General features: G+C 74.2%; 25 protein-coding genes. 9 read left to right on the plus strand and 16 right to left on the minus strand.

The features are described 5' to 3' along the window. Positions 1-4 precede the first annotated feature (4 nt). The 7 genes from ACLE50_RS11325 (at position 5) to ACLE50_RS11355 (ending at position 8,274) form a co-directional block, all read left to right on the plus strand. Positions 5-1,762, plus strand: coding sequence for a hypothetical protein (locus ACLE50_RS11325; protein ID WP_410943424.1), 1,758 nt, complete (start codon positions 5-7; stop codon positions 1,760-1,762). A gap of 116 nt (positions 1,763-1,878) precedes the next feature. After that, entirely contained in the window at positions 1,879-3,423 is a 1,545-nt protein-coding gene (gene zwf, locus ACLE50_RS11330) for a glucose-6-phosphate dehydrogenase (protein WP_410943425.1), read from the plus strand. A gap of 36 nt (positions 3,424-3,459) precedes the next feature. Next, positions 3,460-4,404 carry a glucose-6-phosphate dehydrogenase assembly protein OpcA gene (opcA, locus tag ACLE50_RS11335; RefSeq protein ID WP_410943426.1) on the plus strand — a complete coding sequence of 315 codons (945 nt, stop codon included), beginning with the start codon at positions 3,460-3,462 and terminating at the stop codon, positions 4,402-4,404. Between the two features lies 1 nt (position 4,405). Further along, positions 4,406-5,173, plus strand: coding sequence for a 6-phosphogluconolactonase (pgl, locus tag ACLE50_RS11340; protein ID WP_410943427.1), 768 nt, complete (start codon positions 4,406-4,408; stop codon positions 5,171-5,173). Positions 5,174-5,248: 75 nt separating this feature from the next. Next, complete coding sequence (purT, locus tag ACLE50_RS11345) at positions 5,249-6,436, plus strand: formate-dependent phosphoribosylglycinamide formyltransferase (RefSeq protein WP_410943428.1); 1,188 nt, start codon at positions 5,249-5,251, stop codon at positions 6,434-6,436. A 136-nt stretch (positions 6,437-6,572) separates the two neighbouring features. Further along, positions 6,573-7,043, plus strand: a complete 471-nt coding sequence (locus ACLE50_RS11350) for a VOC family protein (protein WP_410943429.1) — start codon at positions 6,573-6,575, stop codon at positions 7,041-7,043. Between the two features lie 10 nt (positions 7,044-7,053). Beyond that, a complete protein-coding gene (locus ACLE50_RS11355; RefSeq protein WP_410943430.1) occupies positions 7,054-8,274 on the plus strand; it encodes a patatin-like phospholipase family protein in 1,221 nt (406 codons plus the stop codon). A gap of 6 nt (positions 8,275-8,280) precedes the next feature. On the opposite strand, the gene ACLE50_RS11360 is transcribed toward ACLE50_RS11355, so the two are convergent. From ACLE50_RS11360 to ACLE50_RS11400, 9 genes are all read right to left on the minus strand, one after another. After that, positions 8,281-9,537: a TrpB-like pyridoxal phosphate-dependent enzyme gene (locus tag ACLE50_RS11360; RefSeq protein WP_410943431.1), complete on the minus strand. Its 1,257-nt coding sequence runs from the start codon at positions 9,535-9,537 to the stop codon at positions 8,281-8,283. A 28-nt stretch (positions 9,538-9,565) separates the two neighbouring features. Beyond that, on the minus strand, positions 9,566-10,486 hold the full coding sequence (locus tag ACLE50_RS11365) for a class I SAM-dependent methyltransferase (protein ID WP_410943432.1): 921 nt from the start codon (positions 10,484-10,486) through the stop codon (positions 9,566-9,568). Beyond that, positions 10,483-10,824: an RNA polymerase-binding protein RbpA gene (locus tag ACLE50_RS11370; protein ID WP_410943433.1), complete on the minus strand. Its 342-nt coding sequence runs from the start codon at positions 10,822-10,824 to the stop codon at positions 10,483-10,485. The genes ACLE50_RS11365 and ACLE50_RS11370 overlap by 4 nt, the downstream gene beginning before the upstream one ends. A gap of 28 nt (positions 10,825-10,852) precedes the next feature. After that, entirely contained in the window at positions 10,853-11,083 is a 231-nt protein-coding gene (secG, locus tag ACLE50_RS11375; protein WP_410943434.1) for a preprotein translocase subunit SecG, read from the minus strand. Positions 11,084-11,272: 189 nt separating this feature from the next. Continuing rightward, positions 11,273-12,061, minus strand: a complete 789-nt coding sequence (gene tpiA, locus ACLE50_RS11380; RefSeq protein ID WP_410943435.1) for a triose-phosphate isomerase — start codon at positions 12,059-12,061, stop codon at positions 11,273-11,275. Continuing rightward, positions 12,058-13,260: a phosphoglycerate kinase gene (locus ACLE50_RS11385; RefSeq protein ID WP_410943436.1), complete on the minus strand. Its 1,203-nt coding sequence runs from the start codon at positions 13,258-13,260 to the stop codon at positions 12,058-12,060. Before ACLE50_RS11385 ends, tpiA begins: the two co-directional genes overlap by 4 nt. Further along, positions 13,257-14,270, minus strand: coding sequence for a type I glyceraldehyde-3-phosphate dehydrogenase (gap, locus tag ACLE50_RS11390; protein WP_410943437.1), 1,014 nt, complete (start codon positions 14,268-14,270; stop codon positions 13,257-13,259). Before gap ends, ACLE50_RS11385 begins: the two co-directional genes overlap by 4 nt. Positions 14,271-14,683: 413 nt before the next feature. Then, positions 14,684-15,463, minus strand: coding sequence for a hypothetical protein (locus ACLE50_RS11395; protein ID WP_410943438.1), 780 nt, complete (start codon positions 15,461-15,463; stop codon positions 14,684-14,686). A 94-nt stretch (positions 15,464-15,557) separates the two neighbouring features. Next, entirely contained in the window at positions 15,558-16,220 is a 663-nt protein-coding gene (locus ACLE50_RS11400; protein ID WP_410943439.1) for a hypothetical protein, read from the minus strand. On the opposite strand from ACLE50_RS11400, the gene ACLE50_RS11405 reads away from it, so the two are divergent. Beyond that, entirely contained in the window at positions 16,210-17,097 is an 888-nt protein-coding gene (locus tag ACLE50_RS11405; RefSeq protein WP_410943440.1) for a type IV toxin-antitoxin system AbiEi family antitoxin domain-containing protein, read from the plus strand. The two genes, ACLE50_RS11400 and ACLE50_RS11405, sit on opposite strands and share 11 nt — an antisense overlap. A gap of 122 nt (positions 17,098-17,219) precedes the next feature. Here the strand turns inward: ACLE50_RS11405 and whiA are convergent, their stop codons facing one another. The 4 genes from whiA to uvrC are packed head-to-tail and all read right to left on the minus strand — an operon-like array spanning position 17,220 to position 22,163. Then, positions 17,220-18,212, minus strand: coding sequence for a DNA-binding protein WhiA (whiA, locus tag ACLE50_RS11410; protein WP_410943441.1), 993 nt, complete (start codon positions 18,210-18,212; stop codon positions 17,220-17,222). Continuing rightward, positions 18,203-19,243 (minus strand): gluconeogenesis factor YvcK family protein, encoded by a 1,041-nt coding sequence (locus ACLE50_RS11415; protein WP_410943442.1) that lies wholly within the window; start codon positions 19,241-19,243, stop codon positions 18,203-18,205. Before ACLE50_RS11415 ends, whiA begins: the two co-directional genes overlap by 10 nt. Before the next feature lie 11 nt (positions 19,244-19,254). Further along, positions 19,255-20,181: an RNase adapter RapZ gene (gene rapZ / locus ACLE50_RS11420; protein ID WP_410943443.1), complete on the minus strand. Its 927-nt coding sequence runs from the start codon at positions 20,179-20,181 to the stop codon at positions 19,255-19,257. Further along, the gene (uvrC, locus tag ACLE50_RS11425; protein WP_410943444.1) at positions 20,178-22,163 is read right to left on the minus strand and encodes an excinuclease ABC subunit UvrC; all 1,986 of its coding nucleotides are present in this window, start codon (positions 22,161-22,163) and stop codon (positions 20,178-20,180) included. The genes rapZ and uvrC overlap by 4 nt, the downstream gene beginning before the upstream one ends. A 181-nt stretch (positions 22,164-22,344) precedes the next feature. On the opposite strand from uvrC, the gene ACLE50_RS11430 reads away from it, so the two are divergent. Next, positions 22,345-23,136 (plus strand): DUF2786 domain-containing protein, encoded by a 792-nt coding sequence (locus tag ACLE50_RS11430; protein ID WP_410943445.1) that lies wholly within the window; start codon positions 22,345-22,347, stop codon positions 23,134-23,136. Positions 23,137-23,169: 33 nt separating this feature from the next. Here the strand turns inward: ACLE50_RS11430 and ACLE50_RS11435 are convergent, their stop codons facing one another. From ACLE50_RS11435 to ACLE50_RS11445, 3 genes are all read right to left on the minus strand, one after another. Further along, positions 23,170-23,577 carry a PH domain-containing protein gene (locus ACLE50_RS11435; RefSeq protein ID WP_410943573.1) on the minus strand — a complete coding sequence of 136 codons (408 nt, stop codon included), beginning with the start codon at positions 23,575-23,577 and terminating at the stop codon, positions 23,170-23,172. 101 nt (positions 23,578-23,678) lie between these two features. Beyond that, positions 23,679-24,170: a 6,7-dimethyl-8-ribityllumazine synthase gene (gene ribH / locus ACLE50_RS11440; protein WP_410943446.1), complete on the minus strand. Its 492-nt coding sequence runs from the start codon at positions 24,168-24,170 to the stop codon at positions 23,679-23,681. 97 nt (positions 24,171-24,267) lie between these two features. Continuing rightward, complete coding sequence (locus ACLE50_RS11445; protein ID WP_410943574.1) at positions 24,268-25,536, minus strand: bifunctional 3,4-dihydroxy-2-butanone-4-phosphate synthase/GTP cyclohydrolase II; 1,269 nt, start codon at positions 25,534-25,536, stop codon at positions 24,268-24,270. Between the last annotated feature and the right edge of the window lie 30 nt (positions 25,537-25,566).

Consider the following 25,566-nt stretch of genomic DNA (forward strand, 5'->3'; position numbering starts at 1 on the left):
GCCGGTGCCCGGTGACAACACCGGATCCGCCGCGGCCCCGGTGCGCGTGCTCCTCGACGGGGAGCCGTTCACCGGGGCCGCCCGGCGGATCGCCGCCGAGCTGGCGGAGGACACCGTCGCCTCCCGGCTGGCCGAGCAGGACCCGAGCGTGTGGGGTTCCGGCGCGGCCGGCCGGGTGGGCTGGCCCGGGCTGGCGCGCTCGTCGCGGCCGCTGACCGGGCAGATCACCGCGCTGCGGGACCGGTTCGCCGCGGCGGGCGCGCACCGGGTGCTGCTGGTCGGCACCCCGGACGCGGTGCTCGCGGCCCGGCTGCTCGCCGGCACCGACCCGGTGCGGTCGCGGCTGGCCGCGCTGGACTCCGCGGACCCGGTCCAGGTCGCCGAGGCGCTGTCCGGGGAGACCCAGGAGACCGTGCTGGTGGTCGCGGACGCGGGCGGGGACGACCCGGTCGTCGCCGCGGTCGCCGACGTCGCGCGGACGATCATCGCCGACGAGATCGGTACCGAGGCGCTCGCGGCCCGCACCGTGCACGTCACCGAGCCGGGGTCGCGCCTGGACACCCCGGACCCGGACGGCGTCACCGTCGTCACCCTCGACGCCGACGTCCCCGGCCTGTTCGCCGCGCTCGGCCCGCTCGGGCTGGTGCCGGCCGGGCTGGCCGGTGTCGACGTCGGTGGCGTGCTCGCCGCGGCCTGTGCGGCCGGTGAGCGGCTGTCCTCCGACGACCCGGACAACCCCGCGCTGCTGCTGGCCGGGGCGCTGGTCGCCGCCCGCGGCTCGGTGCTCGCCCTGCGCGACGCCGAGCGCAACCCCGGCCTGACCGGCTGGCTGGTCCCGCTGCTCACCGCGGCCGGGCTGGTCCCGGTCCCGGCGGGCCCGGACGAGCCGCTCGATCCGGCCGCTCCGGCACTGGACCGGATCGGCGACGGCCCGTCGCTGGTCGAGGTGCACGCCGACGGCGACGGACCCGCACCCGCCCCGGACGGGGGTGCGATCCGCACCACCGCCGATCCGGGTGCACTGGTGGTGCTGTGGCAGAACGCCGCCGCGCTCGCCGCCCGGGCGCTGGGCACCGACCCGTTCGTCCCGGCCCCGCCGGTGGCCCGGGCAGAGCTGTCGGCGGAGACGGCGGCGGCATCCACGCAGCCGGAGCCGGAGAAGCCGGCGTTCGTCGACGAAGGCGTCGCCGTGTACGCCGACCCGCCGCTGCCCGACGGCGTCACCACCGTCGCCGGGGCCCTCGAGGCCCTGGCCGGGCGGGCCGGACCGGACGGCTACCTGGCGCTGTCGGCGTGGCTGGACCCGGAGTCCGACGCGTCGCTGGCGGTGCTCGCCGGCCCCCTCGCCGACCGGACCGGGCTGCCGGTCGCGTTCGGCTGGGCCCCGGGCCGCTGCGCCGGGGACACCGGCGCCGACGACCGCGCCGTCCACTGTCATCTGACCGGGGACGCCGCCGACCCCCGCGACGAGCCGGACCACGACCACGACCATCCCCCGGCCACCACGAACGGCAACGGCCACGGCCCGGTCGACATCGAGATCGGCAGCGGGCTGCGGTTCGACCCGTTCCCCGGCACCGGATCCGACATCCCGGCCGCGGAAGGTGAGCCGGAACCGTCCGGACTGGATAGCCTGCATGCGGCACAGGCCGACGCGGTCGTCGCGGAGCAGCGGCGGCGGGGACGCCCGGTGCTGCGTCTGCATCTCGCGGACCGGCTCTCGGGCCTGATCACCCTGGCCAGGGCCGCCCAGGGCGGCTGAGGGCGCGGCCGCGCCGCGCAGGACCGAGTGCACGCAGGACAGCCACGACAGAGTTCGAGCCGACACACCCAGCCGCGCCCGCCGGCGCGGACCGATCGGAGAGGCGGACCATCGCGATGCCCACCGCAGACGGCGGCCGGGTCAACCCGCTGCGCGACCCCCGGGACAAGCGGCTCCCCCGTATCGCGGGCCCCTGCGGCCTCGTGATCTTCGGGGTGACCGGTGACCTGTCCCGCAAGAAGCTCATGCCCGCGATCTACGACCTGGCCAACCGCGGCCTGCTCCCGCCGGGCTTCGCGCTCGTCGGGTTCGCCCGCCGCTCCTGGGCCACCGAGGACTTCGAACAGATCGTCTACGACGCCGTCCGCGAGCACGCGCGGACGCCGTTCCGCCAGGAGGTCTGGGACCGGCTCGCCGAGGGCCTGCGGTTCGTCCAGGGCTCCTTCGACGACGACGCCGCCTTCGACGAGCTGGAGCGCACCGTCCGCGAGCTGGACGAGGAGCGCGGCACCGGCGGCAACCACGCGTTCTACCTGTCGATCCCGCCGAGCGCGTTCCCGGTGGTGTGCAAGCAGCTGGCCCGCTCGGGGCTGTCGGCGCAGGACGACCCGGACGTGTGGCGCCGGGTGGTGATCGAGAAGCCGTTCGGCCACGACCTGAAGTCGGCCGAGGAGCTCAACGCGATCGTCAACGAGGTCTTCCCCGAGGACTCGGTGTTCCGCATCGACCACTACCTCGGCAAGGAGACCGTGCAGAACGTGCTGGCGCTGCGGTTCGCCAACCAGCTGTTCGAGCCGATCTGGAACGCCAACTACGTCGACCACGTGCAGATCACGATGGCCGAGGACATCGGCCTGGGCGGCCGCGCCGGCTACTACGACGGCATCGGCGCCGCCCGCGACGTCATCCAGAACCACCTGCTGCAGCTGCTGGCGTTCACCGCGATGGAGGAGCCGACGTCGTTCTCCTCCGACGAGCTGCGCGCCGAGAAGATCAAGGTGCTGAAGGCGGTGAAGCTGGCGCTGCCGCTGGACGAGACCACCGCCCGCGGCCAGTACGAGGGCGGCTGGCAGGGCGGCGAGGAGGTCCTCGCGCTGAAGGAGGAGGAGGGGTTCAACCCCGAGTCCACCACCGAGACCTTCGCCGCGATCACCTGCGAGGTGGAGAACCGCCGCTGGGCGGGTGTGCCGTTCTACCTGCGCACCGGCAAGCGCCTGGGCCGCCGCGTCACCGAGATCGCGGTGGTGTTCAAGCGGGCTCCGCACCTGCCGTTCGACGAGACGATGACCGAGGAGCTGGGGCAGAACGCCCTGGTCATCCGGGTCCAGCCGGACGAAGGGGTGACGATGCGGTTCGGCTCCAAGGTTCCCGGCAACCAGATGGAGGTCCGCGACGTCACGATGGACTTCGGTTACGGCTCGGCGTTCACCGAGTCCTCCCCGGAGGCCTACGAGCGGCTCATCCTCGACGTCCTGCTCGGCGAGCCGTCGCTGTTCCCGGTGAACGAGGAGGTCGACCTGTCCTGGGAGATCCTCGACCCGGTCATCGAGTACTGGGCGTCGCTGGACTCCGGGCCGGACGGCTACCCGGCCGGCTCCTGGGGCCCGGACTCGGCGGAGGAGATGCTGGCCAGGTCGGGCCGGAAGTGGCGCCGGCCATGAATTCCCCCACCCCGACTGCTTCCGAGGAGCACTGACGTGATCATCGATCTGCCGTCGAGCAACACCTCGGCGGTCAACCGCAAGCTCGTCGAGCTGCGCGAGTCCGGGGGCGTGTTCGCGCTCGGGCGGGTGCTGACCCTGGTCGTCGTCACCGACGACGGGCCGTTGCTCGAACGCTCCATCGACGCCGCCAACGAGGCCAGCCGCGAGCACCCCTGCCGGGTGATCGTGCTGGCCCGCGGTCAGCGCAAGGCCTCCCCGCGGCTCGACGCGCAGATCCGGGTCGGTGGCGACGCGGGCGCGTCGGAGGTGATCGTGCTGCGCGGCTACGGTCCGCTGGCCGCCGAGGAGGCGGGCGCGGGCATGGTGATGCCGCTGCTGCTGCCCGACGCCCCGGTCGTCGCGTGGTGGCCGGGTGACGCTCCGGCGTCGGTGGCCGACGACCCGGTCGGGAAGCTCGCCCAGCGCCGGATCACCGACGCGCTGGCGGCGAAGAACCCGTCGAAGGCGTTCGAGCAGCGTCGCAAGAACTACGCCGACGGCGACACCGACCTGACCTGGACGCGGCTGACGAACTGGCGTTCCCAGCTGGCGGCGGCGATGGACGTGCCGCCGTGGGAGGCGGTGACCTCCGCGGTCGTCGCCGGGGAGGCGGTCAGCCCGTCGACCGAGCTGATGGCCGGCTGGCTGGCCGCGGAGCTGGACGTGAAGGTGCGGCGCTCGCCGTCGGAGACCGAGAACGGGTTGTCGCTGGTGCGCCTGTCCCGGCCGTCGGGTCCGATCGAGCTGGCCCGCCCGGACGGCAGGACCGCGAAGCTGACCCAGCCGGGGCAGCCGGAGCGGCTGATCGCGCTGGCCCGGCGTGCGGTGTCGGACTGCCTGGCCGAGGAGCTGCGGCGCCTCGACCCGGACGAGGTCTACCGCGACGCCCTGGCCGGGGTGTCGCTGGTGACCCGTGGCCGTACTCCCGTGAAGGTGTGAGATGAGCGAGAACGAGACCGTGCAGGTGGCGGTCCATCCCGACGCCGGAACCCTGGCCGCGGCGACCGCGGCCCGGCTGATCACCGCACTGGTGGACCGGCAGGCAGGCGGCGGGGTCCCGTCGCTGGTGCTGACCGGTGGCGGGGTCGGGATCGCGCTGCTGCGCGACGTCGCCGCGTCCCCGGCCCGCGACGCCGTCGACTGGTCCCGGGTGGAGATCTACTGGGGCGACGAGCGGTTCGTGCCGGCCGACGACCCGGAGCGCAACGACCGGCAGGCCCGCGAGGCGCTGCTGGACCACGTGGGCGTCGACCCTGCCCGGGTGCACCCGATGCCGGCGGCGCCGGCCGGGGGCGGCACCCGCGCCGACGCCGAGGCGGCCGCCCGGGACTACGCCGCGCTGCTCGGCGACCCGACGCCGGAGTTCGACATCACGCTGGTCGGGATGGGCGAGGAGGGGCACACGCTGTCGGTGTTCCCCGACTCCCCCGCCGTCGCCGAGACCGCGGCGACGGTCGTGCCGGTGTTCGACTGCCCGAAGCCCCCGCCGACCCGGGTCTCGCTGACGCTGCCCGCGGCGCGGCGCTCGGCGGAGGTGTGGGTCGTGGCGGCCGGGGCCGGGAAGGCGCCCGCGGTCGCCGGGGCGCTCGGCGGGACACCCGAGGAGAAGCTGCCGGTCGGCGGGGCGCGGGGCACCGTCGTGACCCGTTGGCTGCTGGACGCCGCGGCGGCGTCGGAGCTGACCCCCGAGCGCGGTGGGGGCTCCTGACCAGCCTGTGAACTGCGTGACCCGTCGCACCCCGTCCGGTTCCCGGGCGGGGTGCGCGCGTTAGGGTCCCGCGTCATGCGCATCGGCACCCCGCTCGGCCCCGATCCGACCCGTGTCCTGCTGCTCGGCTCGGGTGAGCTGGGCAAGGAGGTGGCGATCGCGTTCCAGCGGCTCGGTGTCGAGGTCGTCGCGGTGGACCGCTACCCGCACGCGCCCGCACACCAGGTCGCGCATCGCTGGCACGCGATCGACATGACCGACCACGTCACCCTCGCCACGCTGGTCGAGCAGGAGGCGCCAGACCTGGTCGTCCCGGAGATCGAGGCGATCGCCACCGACGCGCTGCTCGGCATCGAGGCCGGTGGCACCACCGTCGTCCCGACCGCCCGGGCGACGAAGCTGACGATGGACCGTGAGGGGATCCGGCGCCTGGCCGCGGAGGAGCTCGGGGTGCCGACCTCGCCGTACGGGTTCGCCGACACCCTCGACGAGGTCCGGGACGCCGTCGCGCAGGTGGGCGTGCCGTGCGTGCTGAAACCGGTGATGTCGTCGTCGGGCAAGGGGCAGTCGGTGCTGAAGTCCGCCGACAGCGCCGAGATCGACGCGGCCTGGGAGCACGCCCGCACCGGTGCCCGGGTCGCGAACCCCCGGGTGATCGTCGAGGGCTTCGTCGACTTCGACTACGAGATCACCCAGCTGACCGTCCGGCACGCAGGCGGTACCGCGTTCTGCGAGCCGATCGGGCACCGCCAGGAGAACGGCGACTACGTCGAGTCCTGGCAGCCACAGCCCATGTCCGACGCCGCCCGCGCCGCCGCCCAGGACGTCTCCGCGCGGGTCACCGACGCGCTCGGCGGCTGGGGCGTGTTCGGCGTCGAGCTGTTCGTGCGCGGTGACGAGGTGCTGTTCTCCGAGGTCAGCCCCCGTCCGCACGACACCGGGCTGGTCACGATCGCCACCCAGCGCCTGACGGAGTTCGAGCTGCACGCCCGCGCCGTGCTCGGCCTGCCGGTGGACACCGCGCTGCGCTCACCGGGCGCGTCGGCGGTCGTCTACGGCGGCGCCGACCTCACCGCCCCCGCCTACGAGGGCGTCGCCGAGGCCCTCGCGGTGCCGGAGACCGACCTGCGGCTGTTCGGCAAGCCGACCGCGGGTGCACGGCGCCGGATGGGGGTCGCCGTCGCCGGAGCCGGGGACGTCGGGACCGCGCGGGCACGGGCGACCGAGGCCGCCGGGCACGTCCGCGTCGTCCCCGGTGCGTGAACCGATGAGTGCTGTACCGATGAGTGCTGTACCGATGAGTGCTGTACCGATGAGTGCTGTACCGATGACTTCGGGGACCTGACCCGGTCTCCCCCTGCGACGGGCACCACCGCCCGCCCACGGAGGGAGAACGATCATGCGACCGATCCGCACCTGCTTCTGGTTCGACGGCGTGGCCGAGGAGGCCGCGAAGCACTACACCTCGATCTTCCCGGACTCCTCGGTCGACGGCGTCCTGCACCACGGCCCCGAGTCCGACCGCTCCGGTGAGGTCCTCACCGTGTCCTTCACGATCAACGGGCAGCCGTGCACCGGCCTCAACGGTGGCCCGGAGTTCACGTTCAGCGAGGCGATCTCGCTGGAGGTGCCTTGCGACACGGCCGAGGAGGTCGACCGCTTCTACGACGCCCTGGTCGAGGGCGGCAGCCCGCAGCCGTGCGGCTGGCTGACCGACCGCTTCGGGGTGTCCTGGCAGGTCATCCCGCCGCGGCTGCTCGAGTACCTGGGCTCCGACGACGCGCAGGCCCGCGGCCGCGTCGCCGAGGTCCTGTTCGCCACGCACGGCAAGCTCGACACGGCGGCCCTGGACGCGGCCTGGCGCGGGTAACGTCCCGCGGATGGCACGGACGGGACTCGTGGTGGCCGGCGCCGGGGCGCGCGGCGCGTACGAGGCGGGTGCGCTCACCGAGCTGCTCCCCCGCCTGACGAGGCGCTGGTCGGCGCCGCGGGTGCTGCTCGGCACCAGCGCCGGCGCGCTGAACGTCGCGGGCCTGGCCGGGCTGACCGGCCACGACCCCGGCGCGGCCGCCGCCGAGCTCGTCGCCCGCTGGGAGTCCGTGCACACCGACGAGGTGATCGGGCTGACGTCGTCGGCGGTGTACGGGGCGAGCGCGTACGCCGGCGACGTGCTCGGCGTCCCGCCCGCGCTGCGCCGCGCGGTGGGGCTGCCGGACCGGCTCACCCGGCTGCTCGACGCCGACCGGCTTCGGCCGGTCGTCGACCGGGTCGTGGACTGGGAGCGGCTGCACGACGCCGTCGACCGGGGCGACCTCGACGCCGTCGGGGTGGCCACCACGTCGGCCGACACCGGCGGCACGGTGGTGTTCACCGAGGTCGCGCCGGGGGTGGCGCTGCCGCCGTACGACCCGGGCCGCGACATCCACTACGTCGCCACCCGGCTCACCGCCGAACACCTGCTCGCCTCCGCCGCGGTGCCGGTGCTGTTCGCGCCGGTGCACGTGTCCGGGCCCGGCGAGGGCTGGTACCTCGACGGCGGCGTCCGGCTCAACACCCCGCTCAAGCCGGCGCTGCGGCTGGGCTGCGACCGGGTCGGCGTCGTCGCGACCACCCCGGCCGAGCCGGACCGGCCCGGTCCCGGGGACCCGGCCGAGCCGGTCCCGGACGTGTACTCGGTGGCCGCGCTGGCGCTGCGGATCGTGCTCGGGGCCGGGGTCACCGAGGACCTGCGGACGCTGCGCGCGGTGAACGCGCTGGTCGAGGAGGGTGCCGACACCCGCCACGGCCGGGTCGGGACCTGGTTCGCCGGGCCGCCGGCGGGACGTTCCACCGAGCTGGCGGAGCTGGCCGCGCGGGTGCGGCGCACCGAGTACGGCGGGCTGCGGGCGCTGCGGAACCCGTCGCTGTTCGTGCTGGAGCGCCTGCTCGGCGGCGCGCTGCCCGACGGGCGCCCTGGCGACCACGCCGAGCTGCTCAGCTTCCTGTTCTTCGACCCGGCGTTCGCCCGGGCCGCGGCCGGTCTGGGTGCGACGCACGCGGCCGCGGCGACCCGGCCGGACGGGAAGCGGGAGCACCGGGCGGCGGCCCGCGCCTCCCGCTGAACCGGCTCAGGTGCCGTCGGCCAACCGGCCGTGGTTGTAGTCGTCGTAGGCGGCGAGGTCGAGGAACCCGTGCCCGGAGTAGTCGAAGAGGATCACCTTCTCCTCGCCGGTCTCCTTCGCGGCGAGGGCCTCGTCGATCGTCGCGGCGATGGCGTGCCCGGTCTCCGGGGCGGGGATCCTGCCCTCGGTGCGGGCGAATCGGACCGCGGCGTCGAACACCTGCGTCTGCGGGTAGGCGCTCGCCTCGATCCGCCCGTCCTTGACCAGCGACGACACCAGCGGCGAGCCGCCGTGGTAGCGCAGCCCGCCTGCGTGGATCGCGGGCGGGGCGAAGTCGTGGCCGAGGGTGTACATCGGCATCAGCGGGGTCAGCCCGGCGGTGTCGCCGAAGTCGTAGTCGTAGCGGCCCTGGGTCAGGGTCGGGCAGGACAGCGGCTCGACGGCGAGCAGCCGCACCCCGGGCTCGGGCACGTAGGGGAACGCGATGCCGCCCAGGTTGGAGCCGCCGCCGCAGGAGGCGATGACGACGTCCGGGTTGCCCTCCCCCGCCGCGGCCATCTGGTCACGGGCCTCCAGCCCGATCACCGTCTGGTGCAGGAGCACGTGGTTGAGCACCGAGCCCAGCGCGTAGCGGGTGTCGGGGCGCGACAGGCAGTCGCGCACGGCGTCGGAGATCGCGTCGCCGAGCGAGCCCGGGTCGTCGGGGCGGGCGACCGGGCTGGGGACGACCGCGCCGCCCCAGGTCTCGACCGCCATCCGCCGGTAGGGCTTCTGCTCGTAGGACGCCCGCACCATGTAGACCTTGAGATCCAGCTCGAACTGGGCCGCGGCGAACGCCAGCGACGCGCCCCACTGCCCGGCGCCGGTCTCGGTGGTCAGCCGCGCGACCCCGGCCTTCGCGTTGTAGTACGCCTGCGGGACGGCGGTGTTGGCCTTGTGGCTGCCGGCCGGGGACACCGACTCGTCCTTGTAGTAGATCCGCGCCGGGGTGCCGAGCGCCTGCTCCAGGCGGCGTGCGCGCTGCAGCGGCGTCGGGCGCCACAGCGTCAGGATCTCCCGCACCTCACCGGGGATCTCGACCCACGGCTCGGTGCTCGCCTCCTGCTCGATCAGCGCCTCGGGGAACAGCGCGGCGAGGTCGTCGGGGCCGATCGGCTCGCGGGTGCCCGGGTGCAGCGGCGGCTGCGGCGGCGACGGCAGGTGCGGCACCACGTTGAACCAGGCCGTGGGGATCTGCTCGGGCGCCGAAGTCCAGCGGGTCATGACGGTCGGATCCAGTCCTCGTGCGGGGTCAGCACCCGGGCTCGTCGATGCGCACCGCGACCTGCTCGTGGTCGGCGGTGCAGCACACGTAGGACCAGCGGACGCCGTGCTTGTCGGCGTACTCCCACCAGGCGCGGGCCTCGTGCTGCTCCCAGTCCGGGAAGTTGAAGAACTCGTCGAACAGCACGACGCTGCCGGCGCGCAGCCGCGGCCCGACCGCGTCGAGCACGGTGACCGCGGAGGAGTACAGGTCGGAGTCGACGTGCAGGAAGTCCACCGGGCCGGGGTGCTCGGCGAGAAACCCGGGCAGCGTGTCGTCGAACAGGCCGACGACGAGCTCGGCGCCGGGCACCTCCGGCAGCGCCTCCAGGTCGTCGAACGCACCGGCGCGGAAGCCCTGCCGCCACGTCTCGGGCAGCCCGGTGAAGGTGTCGAAGCCGTACACCCCGCCGGTCGTGCGGTGCTCGGCGATGATCGTCAGCGTGGTGCCGACGTAGACGCCGAACTCCAGCGCCATCCCGCCGGACGGCGCCTGCCCGAGGGCGTGGCGCAGCGTGTCGTGCGGGTGCGGCAGCATCGCGGCGTCGATCAGGTGCTCGCGGGCGAACCGGGCGCTGGACGCGACGGCCTCCCGCTCCCCCGCGGCGACCAGGTCGCGGCGCTCCCGGACCTCGACGCCGCGGATCTCGTCGACGACGCGGTCGATCTCGGCGCGCAGCCGGGCCTCGTACTCGGCGCGGAGGTCGCCGTGCAGCTCGGCGCGCAGCTCCTCGCGGACGTCGTCGCGGACCTCGGCTCGCAGCTGCTCACGCAGCGCGGCGAGCTCGGTGCGCAAGGTCGCGGCCTGCCCGACGGTCTGGCGGTCCAGCGCCTGGTCCACGACGTTCTCGAACATCCGGCCTGCGCGGCGGCGGGCTCCCAGGAACAGGGAGTACGGGCCCCGGATCACAGCTCCCGCGCAGCGCGGAGGCGGCCGAGGGCCTCCTCGAGGATGGCCTCGCCGTCGGCGTCGCTGCGCCGCTCCTTCACATACGCCAGGTGCGTCTTGTACGGCTCGGTGCGCGGCGCGGCCGGCGGGTTCTTCTGGTCGCGGCCACCGGGCAGCCCGCAGCGCGGGCAGTCCCAGGTCTCCGGCACGTCGGCGTCGGCGGCGAACCAGGTGTCGTTCACGTGGCCGTTCGCGCAGTAGAACGGGATGCGCTCGCGCGGCGCGGACTCGCCGCGCTCGGACTCGCCCATCGGTCCGGCACCGATTCGGGTGCCACGGATCGCGTTGCCGCCTGCCATCGTCGGAGTCCCTTCTCGCGGCCGGCCGTCAGCCGGCCAGCAGCAGCCCGTTGCCGATCACGGCGATGAACCAGATCAGCCCGATGAAGATCGTGTAGCGGGCGACGTTGCGGTCCGCGGCCGCCGAGCCGGACAGGCTCGACTGGACACCGCCACCGAACAGGCTGGTGAGACCACCACCCTTGCTGCGCTGCAGCAGGACCAGCGCGATCAGCAGCAGGCTGGTCACGATGAGGATGATCTGCAGGGTCAGAACCACGCGCTTGTTCCCAATCTGCGGTCGCTCGCCGGAGTGGCCGAGAGTACTCGCCCCACCACACCCACCGCCGCCCGCCCCCGCTCTCGATCTCGGACGGACACAGGAAGGCCCCGGTCACGGCGGTGCCGGGCCGGGGCCTCCTGGTCGTTGCAGAGCGTCACGATCTCGCGTGCCGCCCGGGCGGGGGTGCTACGGCAACGGGCCGCCCGCCGCGATCGCCGAGAGCTTCGCGAACTCCTCGGCGTCGAGGCTGGCGCCGCCGACCAGCGCACCGTCCACGTCGTCCTTGCCGACGATCTCGCCGACGTTGGACGACTTCACCGAGCCGCCGTAGAGGATGCGGACCTTCTGGGCCACCTCGTCGGAGTAGAGCTCCGCGAGCGTGGCGCGCAGGGCCGCGCACACCTCCTGGGCGTCGGCGGGCGTCGCCACCTTGCCGGTGCCGATCGCCCAGACCGGCTCGTAGGCGAGCACGATCGTCGCGGCCTGCTCGGCGGTGACCTTCTGCAGGGCGCCGCGGAGCTGGTCGGTGCAGTACTGCACCTGGTCGCCGGCCTCGCGGACGTCGAGCCCCTCGCCCACGCACAGGATCGGCACGATCCCGTGGGTGAACGCGGCCCGGACCTTGGCGTTGACGGTCGCGTCGTCCTCGCCGTGGACCTCGCGCCGCTCCGAGTGCCCGACGACGACGTATCGGCACCCGAGCTTGGCCAGCATCGGGCCCGACACGTCACCGGTATAGGCGCCGGAGTCGTGCGGGGACAGGTCCTGCGCGCCGTGCACGACCCGCAGCCGGTCCCCGTCGATCAGCGTCTGGACGCTGCGGATGTCGGTGAACGGCGGCAGGACGGCGACCTCGACCTTGTCGAAGTACTTGTCCGGCAGCGCGAACGCCAGCTTCTGGACCACCGCGATCGCCTCGAGGTGGTTCAGGTTCATCTTCCAGTTGCCCGCGATCAGCGGGGTGCGTGCGCTCACGAGTCCTCCTCCAGCACGGCGACGCCCGGCAGCGTGGCGCCCTCGAGGAACTCCAGCGACGCACCGCCCCCGGTGGAGATGTGGGAGAACCCGTCCTCGGCGATGCCCAGCTCGCGCACCGCGGCGGCGGAGTCCCCGCCGCCGACGACGGAGAACGCCCCCTTCGACGTCGCGTCGACGATCGCCTGCGCGACCCCGCGGGTGCCCTCGGCGAACGGCGCCATCTCGAACACACCCATCGGGCCGTTCCAGAAGATCGTCTTCGCGCCCTCGAGGGTCTCGGCGAACACGCGCACCGACTCGGGGCCGATGTCGAGCCCGAGCCAGCCGTCGGCGATCTCGTCGACCGGCACCGTGCGGGTGTTCGCGTCGGCGGAGAACGCGTCGGCGACCACCACGTCGGACGGCAGGACGATCTTGCCGGTCTCCAGGAGCTTGCGGCAGTTGCCGACCTGCTCGGACTCCAGCAGCGACGAGCCGACGCCGTAGCCCTGCGCGGCCAGGAACGTGAAGCACATCCCGCCGCCGACCAGCAGGGCGTCGACGGTCGGGAGCAGCGCCTCGATCACGGCGAGCTTGTCCGACACCTTCGACCCGCCGAGCACGACCGCGTACGGCCGCTCGGGGTCGCCGGTCAGCGTGCGCAGCACCTCGACCTCGCTGAGCACGAGCCCGCCGGCGTACGCCGGGAGCGCGCCGGCGAGGTCGTAGACCGAGGCCTGCTTGCGGTGCACGACACCGAACCCGTCGGAGACGAACGCGCCGTTCTCCCCGGCCAGAGCGGCCAGCTCACCGGCGAACGCCTCGCGCTCGGCGGCGTCCTTGCTGGTCTCGCGCGGGTCGAACCGGACGTTCTCCAGCAGCACGACGCCGCCGTCGGACAGGCCCGCGACGGCCTGCTGTGCGGAGTCGCCGTGCTCGGCCAGCGCGACCTCGGTGCCCAGCAGCTCCCCGAGGCGGGTCGCGACCGGGGCCAGGGAGTACTTGGCGTTGTCCTGGTCCGGCTTCGGGCGGCCGAGGTGGGCCATGACCACAACGCGGGCGCCGGCGTCGCGCAGCCGCTCGATCGTGGGCACCGAGGCGCGGATGCGGCCGTCGTCGGTGATCCGCTCGCCGTCGAGGGGGACGTTGAGGTCGGACCGCACGAGCACGGTCCGGCCCGCGACGCCCTCGGTCACGAGGTCGTCGAGCGTCCTCACGACTTCGACGCCACCAGACCGGTGATGTCGACGAGGCGGTTGGAGTAGCCCCACTCGTTGTCGTACCAGCCGACGATCTTGACCTGGTTGCCGGTGACCTTGGTCAGCGGCGCGTCGAAGATCGTCGAGTGCGGGTCGGTGACGATGTCGGAGGAGACGATGGGGTCCTCGGAGTACTTGAGGATGCCCTTGAGCGGGCCCTCGGCAGCCGCCTTCATCGCGGCGTTGACCTCCTCGACGGTGACCTCGCGGGAGACCTCGGCGGTCAGGTCGGTGACCGAGCCGGTCGGCACCGGGACCCGCAGCGCGTAGCCGTCGAGCTTGCCCTTCAGGTGCGGGAGCACCAGGGAGATCGCCTTCGCCGCACCGGTCGAGGTGGGCACGACGTTCAGCGCGGCGGCCCGGGCGCGGCGCGGGTCCTTGTGCGGCCCGTCCTGCAGGTTCTGGTCCGCGGTGTAGGCGTGGATCGTGGTCATCAGGCCACGCTCGACACCGGCCAGGTCGTCGAGGACCTTCGTCATCGGCGCGAGGCAGTTCGTGGTGCAGGACGCGTTCGACACGATGGTCTGGCTGCCGTCGTAGTCGCCGTCGTTCACGCCCATGACGACGGTGATGTCCTCGTCGGTCGCCGGGGCGGAGATGACGACCTTCTTGGCACCGGCGTCGAGGTGCTTGGCCGCCGCGTCGCGCTTGGTGAACAGGCCCGTGGACTCGACGACGACGTCGACACCGAGGTCCTTCCAGGGCAGCTCGGCCGGGTCCTTGACCGCGAGGGCCTTGAAGCCCTTGCCGTCGACCAGGATCTCGTCGCCGGAGGTGGTGACCTCGTACGGCAGGCGGCCCAGGATCGAGTCGTACTTCAGCAGATGCGCCAGCGTGGCGTTGTCGGTGATGTCGTTCACCGCGACGATCTCGATGTCGGTGTTGCCGGCGGCGCGCTGGGCGTCCACGGCCCGCCAGAAGTTCCGGCCGATCCGGCCGAAACCGTTGACTCCTACGCGGACAGTCACTGTGCCTCCAGGGCTCGTCGTGCGTGTCGTCTCGACCCCGCACGCCGGGTCCCCGGCGGCGGGGTTGGCCGGTCGATCGTGGTGTCCCCGGGGCTGATCCGGAGAGCGCCACACGCCGTGCTCGCGAGCACCCTATCGGCGCAGCGCGTGACGGGAAGGCGTCGTGGGGCGTGAGCTGTACCGCGCCGGGGTCCGCGGCCTGGGTGCGGTCCTGGGTTCCCGGGGAGGTCCGGGTTCCCGGGGCGGTTCGGGTTCCCGTGTGGCGCGGTTCCCGCGTGGTGCGGGGTCCTGCGTGGTCTGGGGTCCGGGGTGGTCCGGGTTCCTGCGTGGTGCGGGTTCCCGCGTGGTGCGGGTTCCCGCGTGGTGCGGGTTCCGGGGCGGTGCGGCGCCCGCTCCGCCCCGGACGGCCGCGGTCAGGCCATGCGGAACAGGCGGCGCCAGCCGGGACGGGCGTCGGGCACGTCGGCTGCGGCGCGGTCGTCGGCGGAGAAGCCCTCGACCGGGACGTACGGCGCGGTGCCGCGGGCCCGGCGGACGAAGCCGGACGCGGCGGCCAGTGCGGCCGCGACGCCGTCGGCGCCGGGGCCTGCGGTGAGCACGGCGGTGGGCGGGATGCCGTAGCGGTCGGCCTGCTCGGGGCGCTCCGGGCGCTCGGCGACGGCGACGGCCGATCCGCCCTCGTCGTCGGTCGCCGGCGCGGGGGCCGCCGTGGGCGCCGGGACCGGGCCGGTCGCGACGTCGACCAGCGCGAACTCCCAGCCGTAGGTGGCGCGCTGGTGCTCGATGCGCTCGCGCAACCCCTCGGCGTCGCCCGCGCCGGCGGCCCCGACCAGCAGGACGACGACCCGGTCCGGGCGCTCTGCGGCGGCGCGGGCCGCGAGCTCGTCACCGACGGCGTCGAGCAGCCTGCCCGCGGCGGTGGGCACGTCCGGGCCGGTCAGCGGGCGCAGCCGCGACGGCAGCGCGGCGCGGGCGGCCTCGGCGTCGACCGGCGTCAGCGGCGGGTGCGAGCCGTCGCGACGGGTGCGGACGAGATCGTCACCTGTGGAGACGACGACCTCCAGCTCACCGGGGCCGTAGGCCTGGTCGGCGAGCAGGTCGGCCAGCCCGGCGCGCATGCCCGGGAACACCGGGCGCAGCAGGCTGGATCGATCGAGATGAACGGCGAGAAGGGTACGCCCGGCGAGAGTCACGGCGGCATCATGCCGCACCCCGCGCACCGGCCTCGTCACGGGGTGTGATCAACATTTCGGGGCGCGCGAGGGACATCCGGTGGTCACGCGGGCGTCACCGGACGGGGTGCCCCGCAGCCCGGCAGCCCCGCAGCCCGGCAGCCCGGCAGCCCGGCAGCCCGGCAGCCCGGCAGCCCGGCAGCCCCGCAGCCCGGCAGCCCCGCAGCCCGGCAGCCCCGCAGCCCGGCAGCCCCGCAGCCCCGCAGCCCCGCAGCCCCGCAGCCCCGCAGCCCCGCAGCCCCGCAGCCCCGCAGCCGATGATCAGCACGATCGTGACGAGGCGTTCGCGCAGCGGCCGCGTCGTCACATACGCACCGATCATCGATCGGCCGTCCCCCTGCGCCACCGCATGATCGCCGGAATCGTGACAGAGCGGCCGCTCCACGACCGGCTGGTCACGAACGTACCGATCTTGCGCCTCCGGCTGGGCCTCGATCGCCCAGCACAACATGATCGCCGGAATCGTGACAGGGCGGCCGCTCCACGAACGCCTCGTCACGAACGTACCGATCGTCCGCCGCAGCGGGGAGCACCCATTACCCGAGCGCGCCGTGATCGCCGGAGTCGTGACCAGACGTTCGCCCGGCAGCCGCCTGATCACGAACGTGCCGATCATCGGCGCGGTCCGGCGGGCCCGGCCGTTCGCGATCGCGACGGCACTCGTCCGGTCCGGTCCGCCGCGCCCCGCGGCCGCGGACCCTGCCGGCATGTCGCTCACCGAGATCGTCCGCACGCAGGCGGGACTGGTCAGCCGGGAACAGGCTCGGTCCTGCGGGCTCTCCCCGCACGCCGTCCGCCGCCGGGTCCGGGCCGGGGTGTGGAGCGAGCTGCGGCCCGGGGTGTACCTCGTGGGCGGTCACCGGATCACCGACGAGGTCCGGGTCCGGGCCGCCGCGCTGTGGGGCGCCTCGTCGTCGTGCCTGGTCTCCGGGCCGGCGGCGGCGTTCTGGTACGGGTTCACCCCGGGTCTGGCCGGCCCTCCGGAGATCGTCGTCCCGCCGGACCGCAGCCCGCGCAGGCAACCGGGTCTGACGATCCGGCGCAGCACCCTCGACGCCGCCGACCGGTCCCGCCACCGGGGGCTGCCCACGGTGGGCGTGGCACGGACGGTGCTCGACGTCGCCGCCCGTCCGTCCGGCGGATCGGCCTTCCTGGACCGGGCGTTGCAGCGATTCGTGTCGTTCGACGAGGTGTATGCCGCCTTCTGCCGGATGCTCGGTCACCCGGGTGCCGCCGAGGCGGGCAGGCTGCTCGTCGCGTCGGCCGGCCGTGCGCACTCCGCGGCCGAGCGGCTCCTGGCCCGGCGGCTGCGCGAGTCCGGGACCGACGGCTGGGTCGCGCAGTACCCGTTCGGCCCCTGGCACGTGGACGTCGCCTTTCCCGGACAGCGGGTGGCGGTCGAGGTGGACGGGTGGGCGTGGCATGTCGACGCCGACCGGTTCCAGAACGACCGGTCCAAGGGCAACGCACTCGTCGCCGCGGGCTGGCACCTGCTGCGGTTCACCTGGCACGACCTCGACCGGGCACCGGGCCGGGTGATCGGACAGGTCCGGGCCGCGCTCGCCGCGGCGACCGGCCTGCCCGACGCGTCGTGATCGGCACGTTCGTGACCGGAAGGCCGCCCGGCGCCCGCCTGGTCACGATCCCGCCGATCTCCGCCGGAGGCGGGTCCGCAGGCACGTCCCGGACGAGGGCGGCCCCGTGCTCGTGCCGGGCCTCAGGCGCGCTCCTGCTCCTCCAGCATGTCCGCGGTCACGGCGCTCTCGGTGTCCGGGATGCCCAGCTCGGCGGCCTTCTTGTCCGCCGTCTGGAGCAGGCGGCGGATCCGGCCGGCGACGGCGTCCTTGGTCATCGGCGGGTCCGCCAGCTGGCCCAGCTCCTCCAGCGACGCCTGGGTGTGCTCGGCACGTAACCGGCCCGCGGCCTGCAGGTGGTCCGGGACGTCGTCGCCGAGGATCTCCAGCGCCCGCGACACCCGGGCGGCCGCGGCGACGGCGGCCCGCGCCGAGCGGCGCAGGTTGGCGTCGTCGAAGTTCGCGAGCCGGTTCGCGGTGGCCCGGACCTCGCGGCGCATCCGCCGTTCCTCCCAGGCCAGGACGCTCTGGTGCGCACCCATCCGGGTCAGCAGTGCACCGATCGCGTCCCCGTCCCGGACGACGACGCGGTCGGCGCCGCGCACCTCACGGGCCTTGGCCGACACCCCGAGCCGCCGGGCCGCACCGACCAGCGCCAGCGCCGCCTCCGGGCCCGGACAGGTGACCTCCAGCGCCGAGCTGCGGCCGGGCTCGGTGAGCGAGCCGTGCGCGAGGAACGCGCCGCGCCAGGCGGCCTCGGCGTCGGCGAGGTCCCCGGACACGACGGGCGGCGGCAGCCCACGGACCGGGCGGCCGCGATTGTCGAGCAGCCCGGTCTGGCGGGCGAGGCCCTCGCCGTCGCGGATCACCCGGATCACGTAGCGGGCACCGCGGCGCAGGCCACCGGCGGTGATCACGTGCGCGTCGGCGGTGTGCCCGTAGAGCTCGTGGATCTCGCGGCGGAGCCGGCGGGCCACCGAGCCGGTGTCGACCTCGGCCTCGATCACGACGCGGCCCCCGACGATGTGGAGCCCGCCCGCGAACCGCAGCAACGAGGCGACCTCGGCACGACGGGACGACTGCTTGGTGACGGAGAGCCGGCTGAGCTCGTCCTTCACCGCGGCGGTCATGGCCATTCCGGGCTCCTTCCGTACGGCGGGCCGTTGCTGGGGAGCACGGCGCCGGTGAGGTCACCGAACACGTCCTGCAGTGCGGCGGCCAGGGCGTCCGGATCGTGCCGCGGCGTCGCCGCGCCGGCATCGGCGACATCCGCCAGCCGCAACAGACCTCCCGGGACGAGCAGCTCCGCCGCGGCGGCCTGCAGCCGGTCCGGCAGCGGAACCGACGCGCTGTCGGCGAGGACTGCGTGCGCGCGCAACGACGGCGCGTGCGAGGACAGTACTTCAAGGTGCTGTTCGGGGGAGAAACCGGCGGTCTCCCCCGGCTCCGGCTCCAGGTTGAGCAGGACGACCAGCGACGCGGCCGTCTCCAGCAGCGCGTCGCGCAGCCCCGGCACCAGCAGGTGCGGGAGCACGCTGGTGAACCAGGAACCGGGCCCGAGCAGCACGACGTCGGCCTCGCGCACGGCGCGGACCGCCTCGTCGCAGGCGGGCGGCTCGTCGGGGCGCAGCCACACGCGTCGCACCCGGCCCGGGGTGGAGGCGACGGCGACCTGGCCGCGGATACGGTGCTGCCCGGACACCCCGTCCAGCTCGACCTCGGCCTCGATGTCCAGCGGCACCCGGGCCATCGGCAGCACCCGCCCGGCACAGCCGAGCAGCCGCCCGAGCGCGTCGAGCGCGCGCACCGGGTCGTCGTCGCGTTCGAGCAGGCCGGCCAGCATCAGGTTCCCGACGGCGTGCCCGGCCAGCGCACCCGTCCCGCCGAAGCGGTGCTGGATCAGCCCGGACCAGAAGTGGCCGTCGGCGTCGTCGGCGGCCAGTGCGGACAGCGCCATCCGCAGGTCACCGGGCGGGAGCAGACCGAGCTCCCGGCGCAGCCGCCCGGACGACCCGCCGTCGTCGGCGACGGTGACCACCGCGGTGATCTCTCCGACGGGCGTGCAGCGGCGCAGCGCGGTCAGCGTCGCGTGCAGCCCGTGGCCACCGCCGAGCGCGACGACCCTGAGCCCGGTGTCCTCGTGTCCCGTGTCCTCGTGTCCCGTCACCGGGGCCGCCGTCACTCGCGACCCATGTCGCGGTGCTCGACCTGCACGTGCAGGCCGTCACGCTCGGCGAGCCGGCGGCCGATCTCCTCGGAGATCGCCACCGAGCGGTGCTTCCCGCCGGTGCAGCCGACGGCGACGGTCAGGTAGCGCTTGCCCTCACGCCGGTAGCCGGCGCCGACGAGGTCGAGCAGCGCCAGGTAGCGGTCGACGAACTCCTCCGCCCCCTCCTGGGAGAGCACGTAGTCGCGGACCTCGCGGTCGCGCCCGGTGTGCTCGCGCAGCTCGGGGATCCAGTGCGGGTTGGGCAGGAACCGCACGTCGACGACGAGGTCGGCGTCGAGCGGCAGGCCGTACTTGTAGCCGAAGGACAGCACCGTGACCCGGGTGTCGGAGTGCGCGCTCTCCCCCGCGAACGACGACTCGATCCGGGCACGCAGGTCGTGCACCGACAGGTTCGAGGTGTCGACGACGAGATCGGCGTCCTCGCGCAGCGGCCGCAGGATCTCCCGCTCCGCGGCCAGACCGTCGGTGATCCGGCCCGCACCCTGCAGGGGGTGCGAGCGGCGGTTCTGCTCGAACCGGCGCACCAGTGCCGCGTCCGAGGCCTCCAGGAAGATCAGCTTCGGACGGTAGCCGCGGCCGTCGAGGTCCCTGATCACCGAGTCGAGGTTCTCGGTGAACGCCCGCGACCGCACGTCCATCACGACCGCGATCCGGGTCACCTCGCCGCGGGCCCGCGAGCCCAGCTCGACCATCGTGGCGAGCAGCTCCGGCGGCAGGTTGTCCACCACGAACCAGCCCAGGTCCTCCAGCACCTTGGCCGCGGTGCTGCGCCCGGCCCCGGACAGCCCGCTGACCACACAGACCTCGATGCCGCCGGCGTCGTGCTCGTCGGGTTCGCCCGGACCGGCGCCCGTCGTCGCAGTGGTCCCCGTCATGCCAGATCCCCCTCGCCCGTCGCGCCACCGTGCAGCGCCGTCACCACGGTCTCGGCGGTGCGCCGCCCGAACCCGGGGACGCCCGCGATGTCGTCCACCCCGGCGCTCCGCAGCTTGCGGACCGATCCGAAGTGCTTGAGCAGTGCCTGTTTGCGTGCCGGACCGAGCCCCGGCACCCCGTCGAGCTCGGACACCGTCATGCCCTGCGAACGACGCTGACGGTGGTAGGTGATGGCGAACCGGTGTGCCTCGTCGCGCACGCGTTGCAGCAGGTAGAGGCCCTCGCTGGTGCGCGAGAGGATCACCGGGTCGGTGTCGTCGGGCAGCCAGACCTCCTCGAGGCGCTTGGCCAGCCCGCACACCGCGACGTCGGTGACGCCCAGCTCGGCGAGCTCGGCCGCGGCCGCGTCGACCTGCGGTTTCGCGCCGTCGACCACGAGCAGGTTGGGCGGGTACGCGAACTTCTTCGGCCGCCCGGTCTCCGGGTCGATACCGGTACGGACCGAGTCGCCGGGGGCCACCTCACCGGACTCCCCACCGGGCTCGGGCTCGTCGGCGGTCTCGGCCAGGTAGCGCTTGAACCGGCGCCGGACGACCTCGGCGATCGAGGCCACGTCACCCTGCTCTGCGGCATCGCGGATCTCGAAGCGGCGGTACTCGGACTTGCGCGCGATCCCGTCCTCGAAGACCACGAGCGAGGCGACGACGTTCGTACCCTGGACGTGGCTGATGTCGATGCACTCGATCCGCAACGGCGCCTGGTCGAGCTCGAGGTTCTCCTGGATCTCCTGCAGCGCCGCCGAACGCGCGGTCAGGTCCCCGGCCCGACGCAGCTTGTGCTGGGCGAACGCCTCCTTCGCGTTGCGCGCCACCGTGTCCATCAGGGCCTTCTTGTCCCCGCGCTGCGGCACCCGCAGCTCGACCCGGGAGCCGCGCAGCCCGCCGAGCCAGCGCTCCAGGTCCTCGGCGCAGTACGGCAGGACCGGGACGAGGATCTCGCGCGGCACCGGCTGGATCGCGTCGTCCGCGGCGCCGGCCAGGGCGTGCTGCTCGCCGTAGAACTGGGACACGAACCGCTCGACGAGCTGCTCGGTGTCGGTCGGCTCGACCTTGTCGATCACCCAGCCGCGCTGGCCGCGGACCCGGCCGCCACGCACGTGGAAGACCTGGACCGCGGCCTCCAGCTCGTCCTCGGCGAAGGCGACGACGTCGGCGTCGGTCCCGTCGCCGAGGACGACGGCCTGCTTCTCCAGGGCCCGGCGCAGTGCACCCAGGTCGTCGCGCATCCGGGCCGCACGCTCGAACTCCAGGTTCTCCGAGGCCTCGGCCATCTGCCGCTCGAGGTGTTTGACCATGCGGTCGGTGCGCCCGGACAGGAAGTCGCAGAAGCTGTCGACGATCTCGCGGTGCTCGGCGGCCGACACGTTGCCGACACACGGCGCGGAGCACTTGTCGATGTAGCCGAGCAGGCAGGGCCGCCCGATCTGGCCGTGCCGCTTGAACACCCCGGACGAGCAGGTGCGCGCCGGGAACACCCGCAGCAGCAGGTCGAGGGTCTCGCGGATCGCCCAGGCGTGGGCGTACGGGCCGAAGTAGCGCACGCCCTTGCGGCGCGGCCCCCGGTAGACGTGCAGCCGCGGGTACTCCTCGTTCATCGTGACCGCGAGGACCGGGTAGGACTTGTCGTCGCGGTAGCGGACGTTGAACCGCGGGTCGAACTCCTTGATCCAGTTGTACTCGAGCTGGAGGGCCTCGACCTCGGTTCCGACGACGGTCCACTGCACCTTCGCCGCGGTGGTGACCATCCGCCGGGTGCGCGGGTGCAGCCCCGACAGGTCGGCGAAGTAGGAGTTCAGGCGCTGCCGCAGGTTCTTCGCCTTGCCGACATAGATCACCTGGCCGCGGGGGTCGGAGAAGCGGTAGACCCCGGGCGACTCGGGGATCGTCCCGGTCGCCGGACGGTAGGTGCTCGGGTCGGCCATGGTGGGTCCAGGGTAGGCCCGCCCACCGACACTTCCGCCCGGCACCCGGGGCCGCTGCGCCCGGCGCACCGGGTGGTAGGACGGCCGGGTGGCCGGGGCGTGGGCCGTGCCGTACGCGAAACTGTCGGTGCCCTGCGATAGACCTGTCGTCGAACACGAGTTCGACCCCGAGGAGGCCCTCGTGAGCACCGATCACGGCATCCGGATGGGCACCGCGCCCGGTGAGGCCGTCCAGCAGGACCGGCTGGACCGCATCCGCAAGCTGCTGGCCAAGGCCGAGCGCGCCGGCACGCCGGAGGAGGCGGAGATCTACACGGCGAAAGCCGTGGACCTGATGGCCCGGCACGGTGTGGACGAGGCGCTGCTGGCCGCACGCGGGTCCGGCCCGCCGGCCACCGACCCGATCGCGGGTGTGCGGATCGAGATCGACGACCCGTACAGCGGCGGGAAGGCACGCCTGCTGGGCTGGACGGCGGCGGCGCTGCGCTGCCGCTGGGTGATGCACGACGCGCGGGCCGGGAAGGTCGCCGCGGTCACCGTGTTCGGGTTCGCCTCGGACCGGGAGCGGGTCGAGCTGCTCTACACCTCGCTTCTGCTGCAGGCGGCGAGGCAGCTGGCGCGGGTGCGCCCGGCGGACCCGGCGGAGTCGGTGGCGGCCTACCGGCGGTCCTGGCTCTACGGCTTCGCGGCGCGGGTGCACGAGCGGCTGCGCGAGGCCGAGGCGGCCGCGGTCGGCGAGTCCGGGAGCTGGGCCGGTGCGTCCGGGGACGGCGGGCCGTCGGCGGAGCTGGTGCTGGCCGACCGCGGGGACCGGGTGGACCGCGCCTACGCCGAGGAGTTCGGGGACCTGCGCCGGGCGCGGCGCCCGCAGGTGTCGGGCACGGGGTTCGGACACGGTGCGGCGGCCGCGGACCGGGCCGACCTGGGTGGCCCGCGGCTGGGCGCACGCCCGGTCCCGGCGCTGGAGGGGTGAGCCGCCGTGGCGGCGTACCCGGCCGCCGGGAGCTCAGTCGCCGAGGACGGCGCGCCGATGCAGGTCCCGCAGGGTCCGGACGGCACGCACGGCACGTCCACGGTCGACGGCCTGGACCGCGAGGATCGTGAAGTACTCGTCGTCGGGCAGCTCCAGGCGGGCCGAGGAGGCACCGTCGGGGAAGGAGACGCCGTAGATCTCGCCCCAGTCGAACCAGCGGGTGAAGATCACGTTCCGGACCTCGACGCCGGTGTCGTCCGCGCGGACCCGGGGCCGTGCCATGAGCAGGATCCCGCCGGCGACGAACGCGCCGATCAGTGCCATCGAGACCTGGTCGACCGGACGGAAGATGACGCCGGTGTTCTCCGACGGCATCAGGAACGCGACGATCACGAAGAACACGACGACGACGACCGCGCACGCCCAGGCGGTCACGACCATGACCAGCGGGCGGAACACGACGGCGTCCGGGCCGGGCCGGCGGCGGTCCCCCGCCGGGGCGCTCCCCGGGTTCTGCGGGCCGGGGTTCTGCGGAGCGCTGCTCACCGGGGGCTCCCGGCAGCGGCGCGCAGCCCGCGCAGGACCAGGGCGGACTCCAGCGCGGCGGTGGTGGCCTCGGCGCCCTTGTCCTCGGCCGAGCCGGGACCGCCGGAGCGGTCGACGGCCTGCTGCACGGTCTCGACGGTGAGCACGCCGTTGCCGACCGGGGTGGACTCGTCGAGCGCGATGCGGGTCAGCCCGGCGGTGACCGAGTCGCACACGTACTCGAAGTGCGGGGTGCCGCCGCGGACGACGACACCGAGCGCGACGACGGCGTCGTGTGTGCGGGCCAGCTCCTGGGCGACGACCGGCAGCTCGACGGTGCCCGGCACCCGCACGACGGTCGGCTCGGCGCCGGCCTCGCGGGCGGTGGCGACGGCCCGGTCGAGCAGGGCGTCGACGATCTCGGCGTGCCACCGGGCGGCGACGACACCGACCCGCACACCGCTCGCGTCCAGCTGCGTGGCCCCGGTGGGCCGGCCCTCACCGCTCATGACCCGATTCTCGCCGGTCCGGCCGCGGCGCGCCGCGGCGGGGTCGGGCGGGACGAGCGCGGACAGGACGGTCCGGTCACCGCGGTGTGCACCGGGCTCAGCGGCCCGGGTCCGCCGTGCCGCCGAGGTCGGGCAGGTCGTGTCCCATCCGGTCCCGCTTGGTGCGCAGGTAGCGCAGGTTCTGCGGGGTTGCGCGCACCGGCATCGGCTCGCGGCCGATGACCCGCAGGCCGTAGCCCTCCAGCCCGGCGCGCTTGTCCGGGTTGTTGGTGAGCAGCCGCATCGACTTCACGCCGAGGTCGGCCAGAATCTGGGCGCCGATGCCGTAGTCGCGGGCGTCGGCGGGCAGCCCCATCGCGAGGTTCGCATCGACGGTGTCGGCCCCGGCCTCCTGCAGCTGATAGGCCTGCAGCTTGTGCAACAGGCCGATCCCCCGGCCCTCGTGCCCGCGCATGTAGAGCACGACTCCGCGGCCCTCGTTCGCGACGGCCTCCAGGGCGGCCTCGAGCTGCGGCCCGCAGTCGCAGCGCAGCGAGCCGAGCACGTCGCCGGTGAGGCACTCGGAATGCACCCGCACGAGCACGTCCTCGCCGTCGTCGGCCGGGGTGGCGACGTCGCCCATGACCAGGGCGAGGTGCTCGACGCCGTCGAGCAGGGAGTCGTAACCGTAGGCGAGGAAGTCCCCGTGCACCGTGGGGATCCGGGCGGTGGCGACCCGCTCGACGTGCTTCTCGAAGCGCCGCCGGTAGGCGATCAGGTCGGCGATGGTGATCAGTGCGATGTCGTGGTCGGCGGCGAAGACGCCCAGCTCGTCGCCGCGGGCCATGTCGCCCTCGTTCTTCTCCGAGACGATCTCGCAGAGCGCGCCGGCGGCGGGCAGCCCGGCCATCCGGGCGAGGTCGACGGCGGCCTCGGTGTGCCCGGGGCGGCGCAGCACGCCGCCGTCGCGGGCCTGCAGCGGCACGACGTGCCCGGGCCGGGTCAGCTCGCCGGCGGTGGTGGCCGGGTCGGCCAGCAGCTGGATCGTGCGGGCCCGGTCGGCGCCGGAGATGCCGGTGGTGATGCCCTCCTTGGCGTCCACGGTGACCGTGTACGCCGTCCGGTAGGAGTCCCGGTTGGTGTGGTGCATGGGCGGCAGGTCGAGCCGCTCGCAGGCCTCGGTGGTGACCGCGACGCAGACGTAGCCCGAGGTGTAGCGGATGGTGAACGCCAGCAGCTCGGGGGTGGCCTTGGCCGCTGCGAAGATGAGGTCGCCCTCGTTCTCGCGGTCCTCGTCGTCCATCACGACGACCGGGCGGCCCTCGGCGATGTCGGCGATCGCCTTCTCCACCTGGGCGAACCGTTCGGCCCGCTCCGCAGGGGTCATCGCGGTGTGCGGGTTCTCCGGGAGCTTCCC

The organism is Pseudonocardia phyllosphaerae (assembly GCF_046546475.1).
Lineage (GTDB): Bacteria > Actinomycetota > Actinomycetes > Mycobacteriales > Pseudonocardiaceae > Pseudonocardia > Pseudonocardia phyllosphaerae.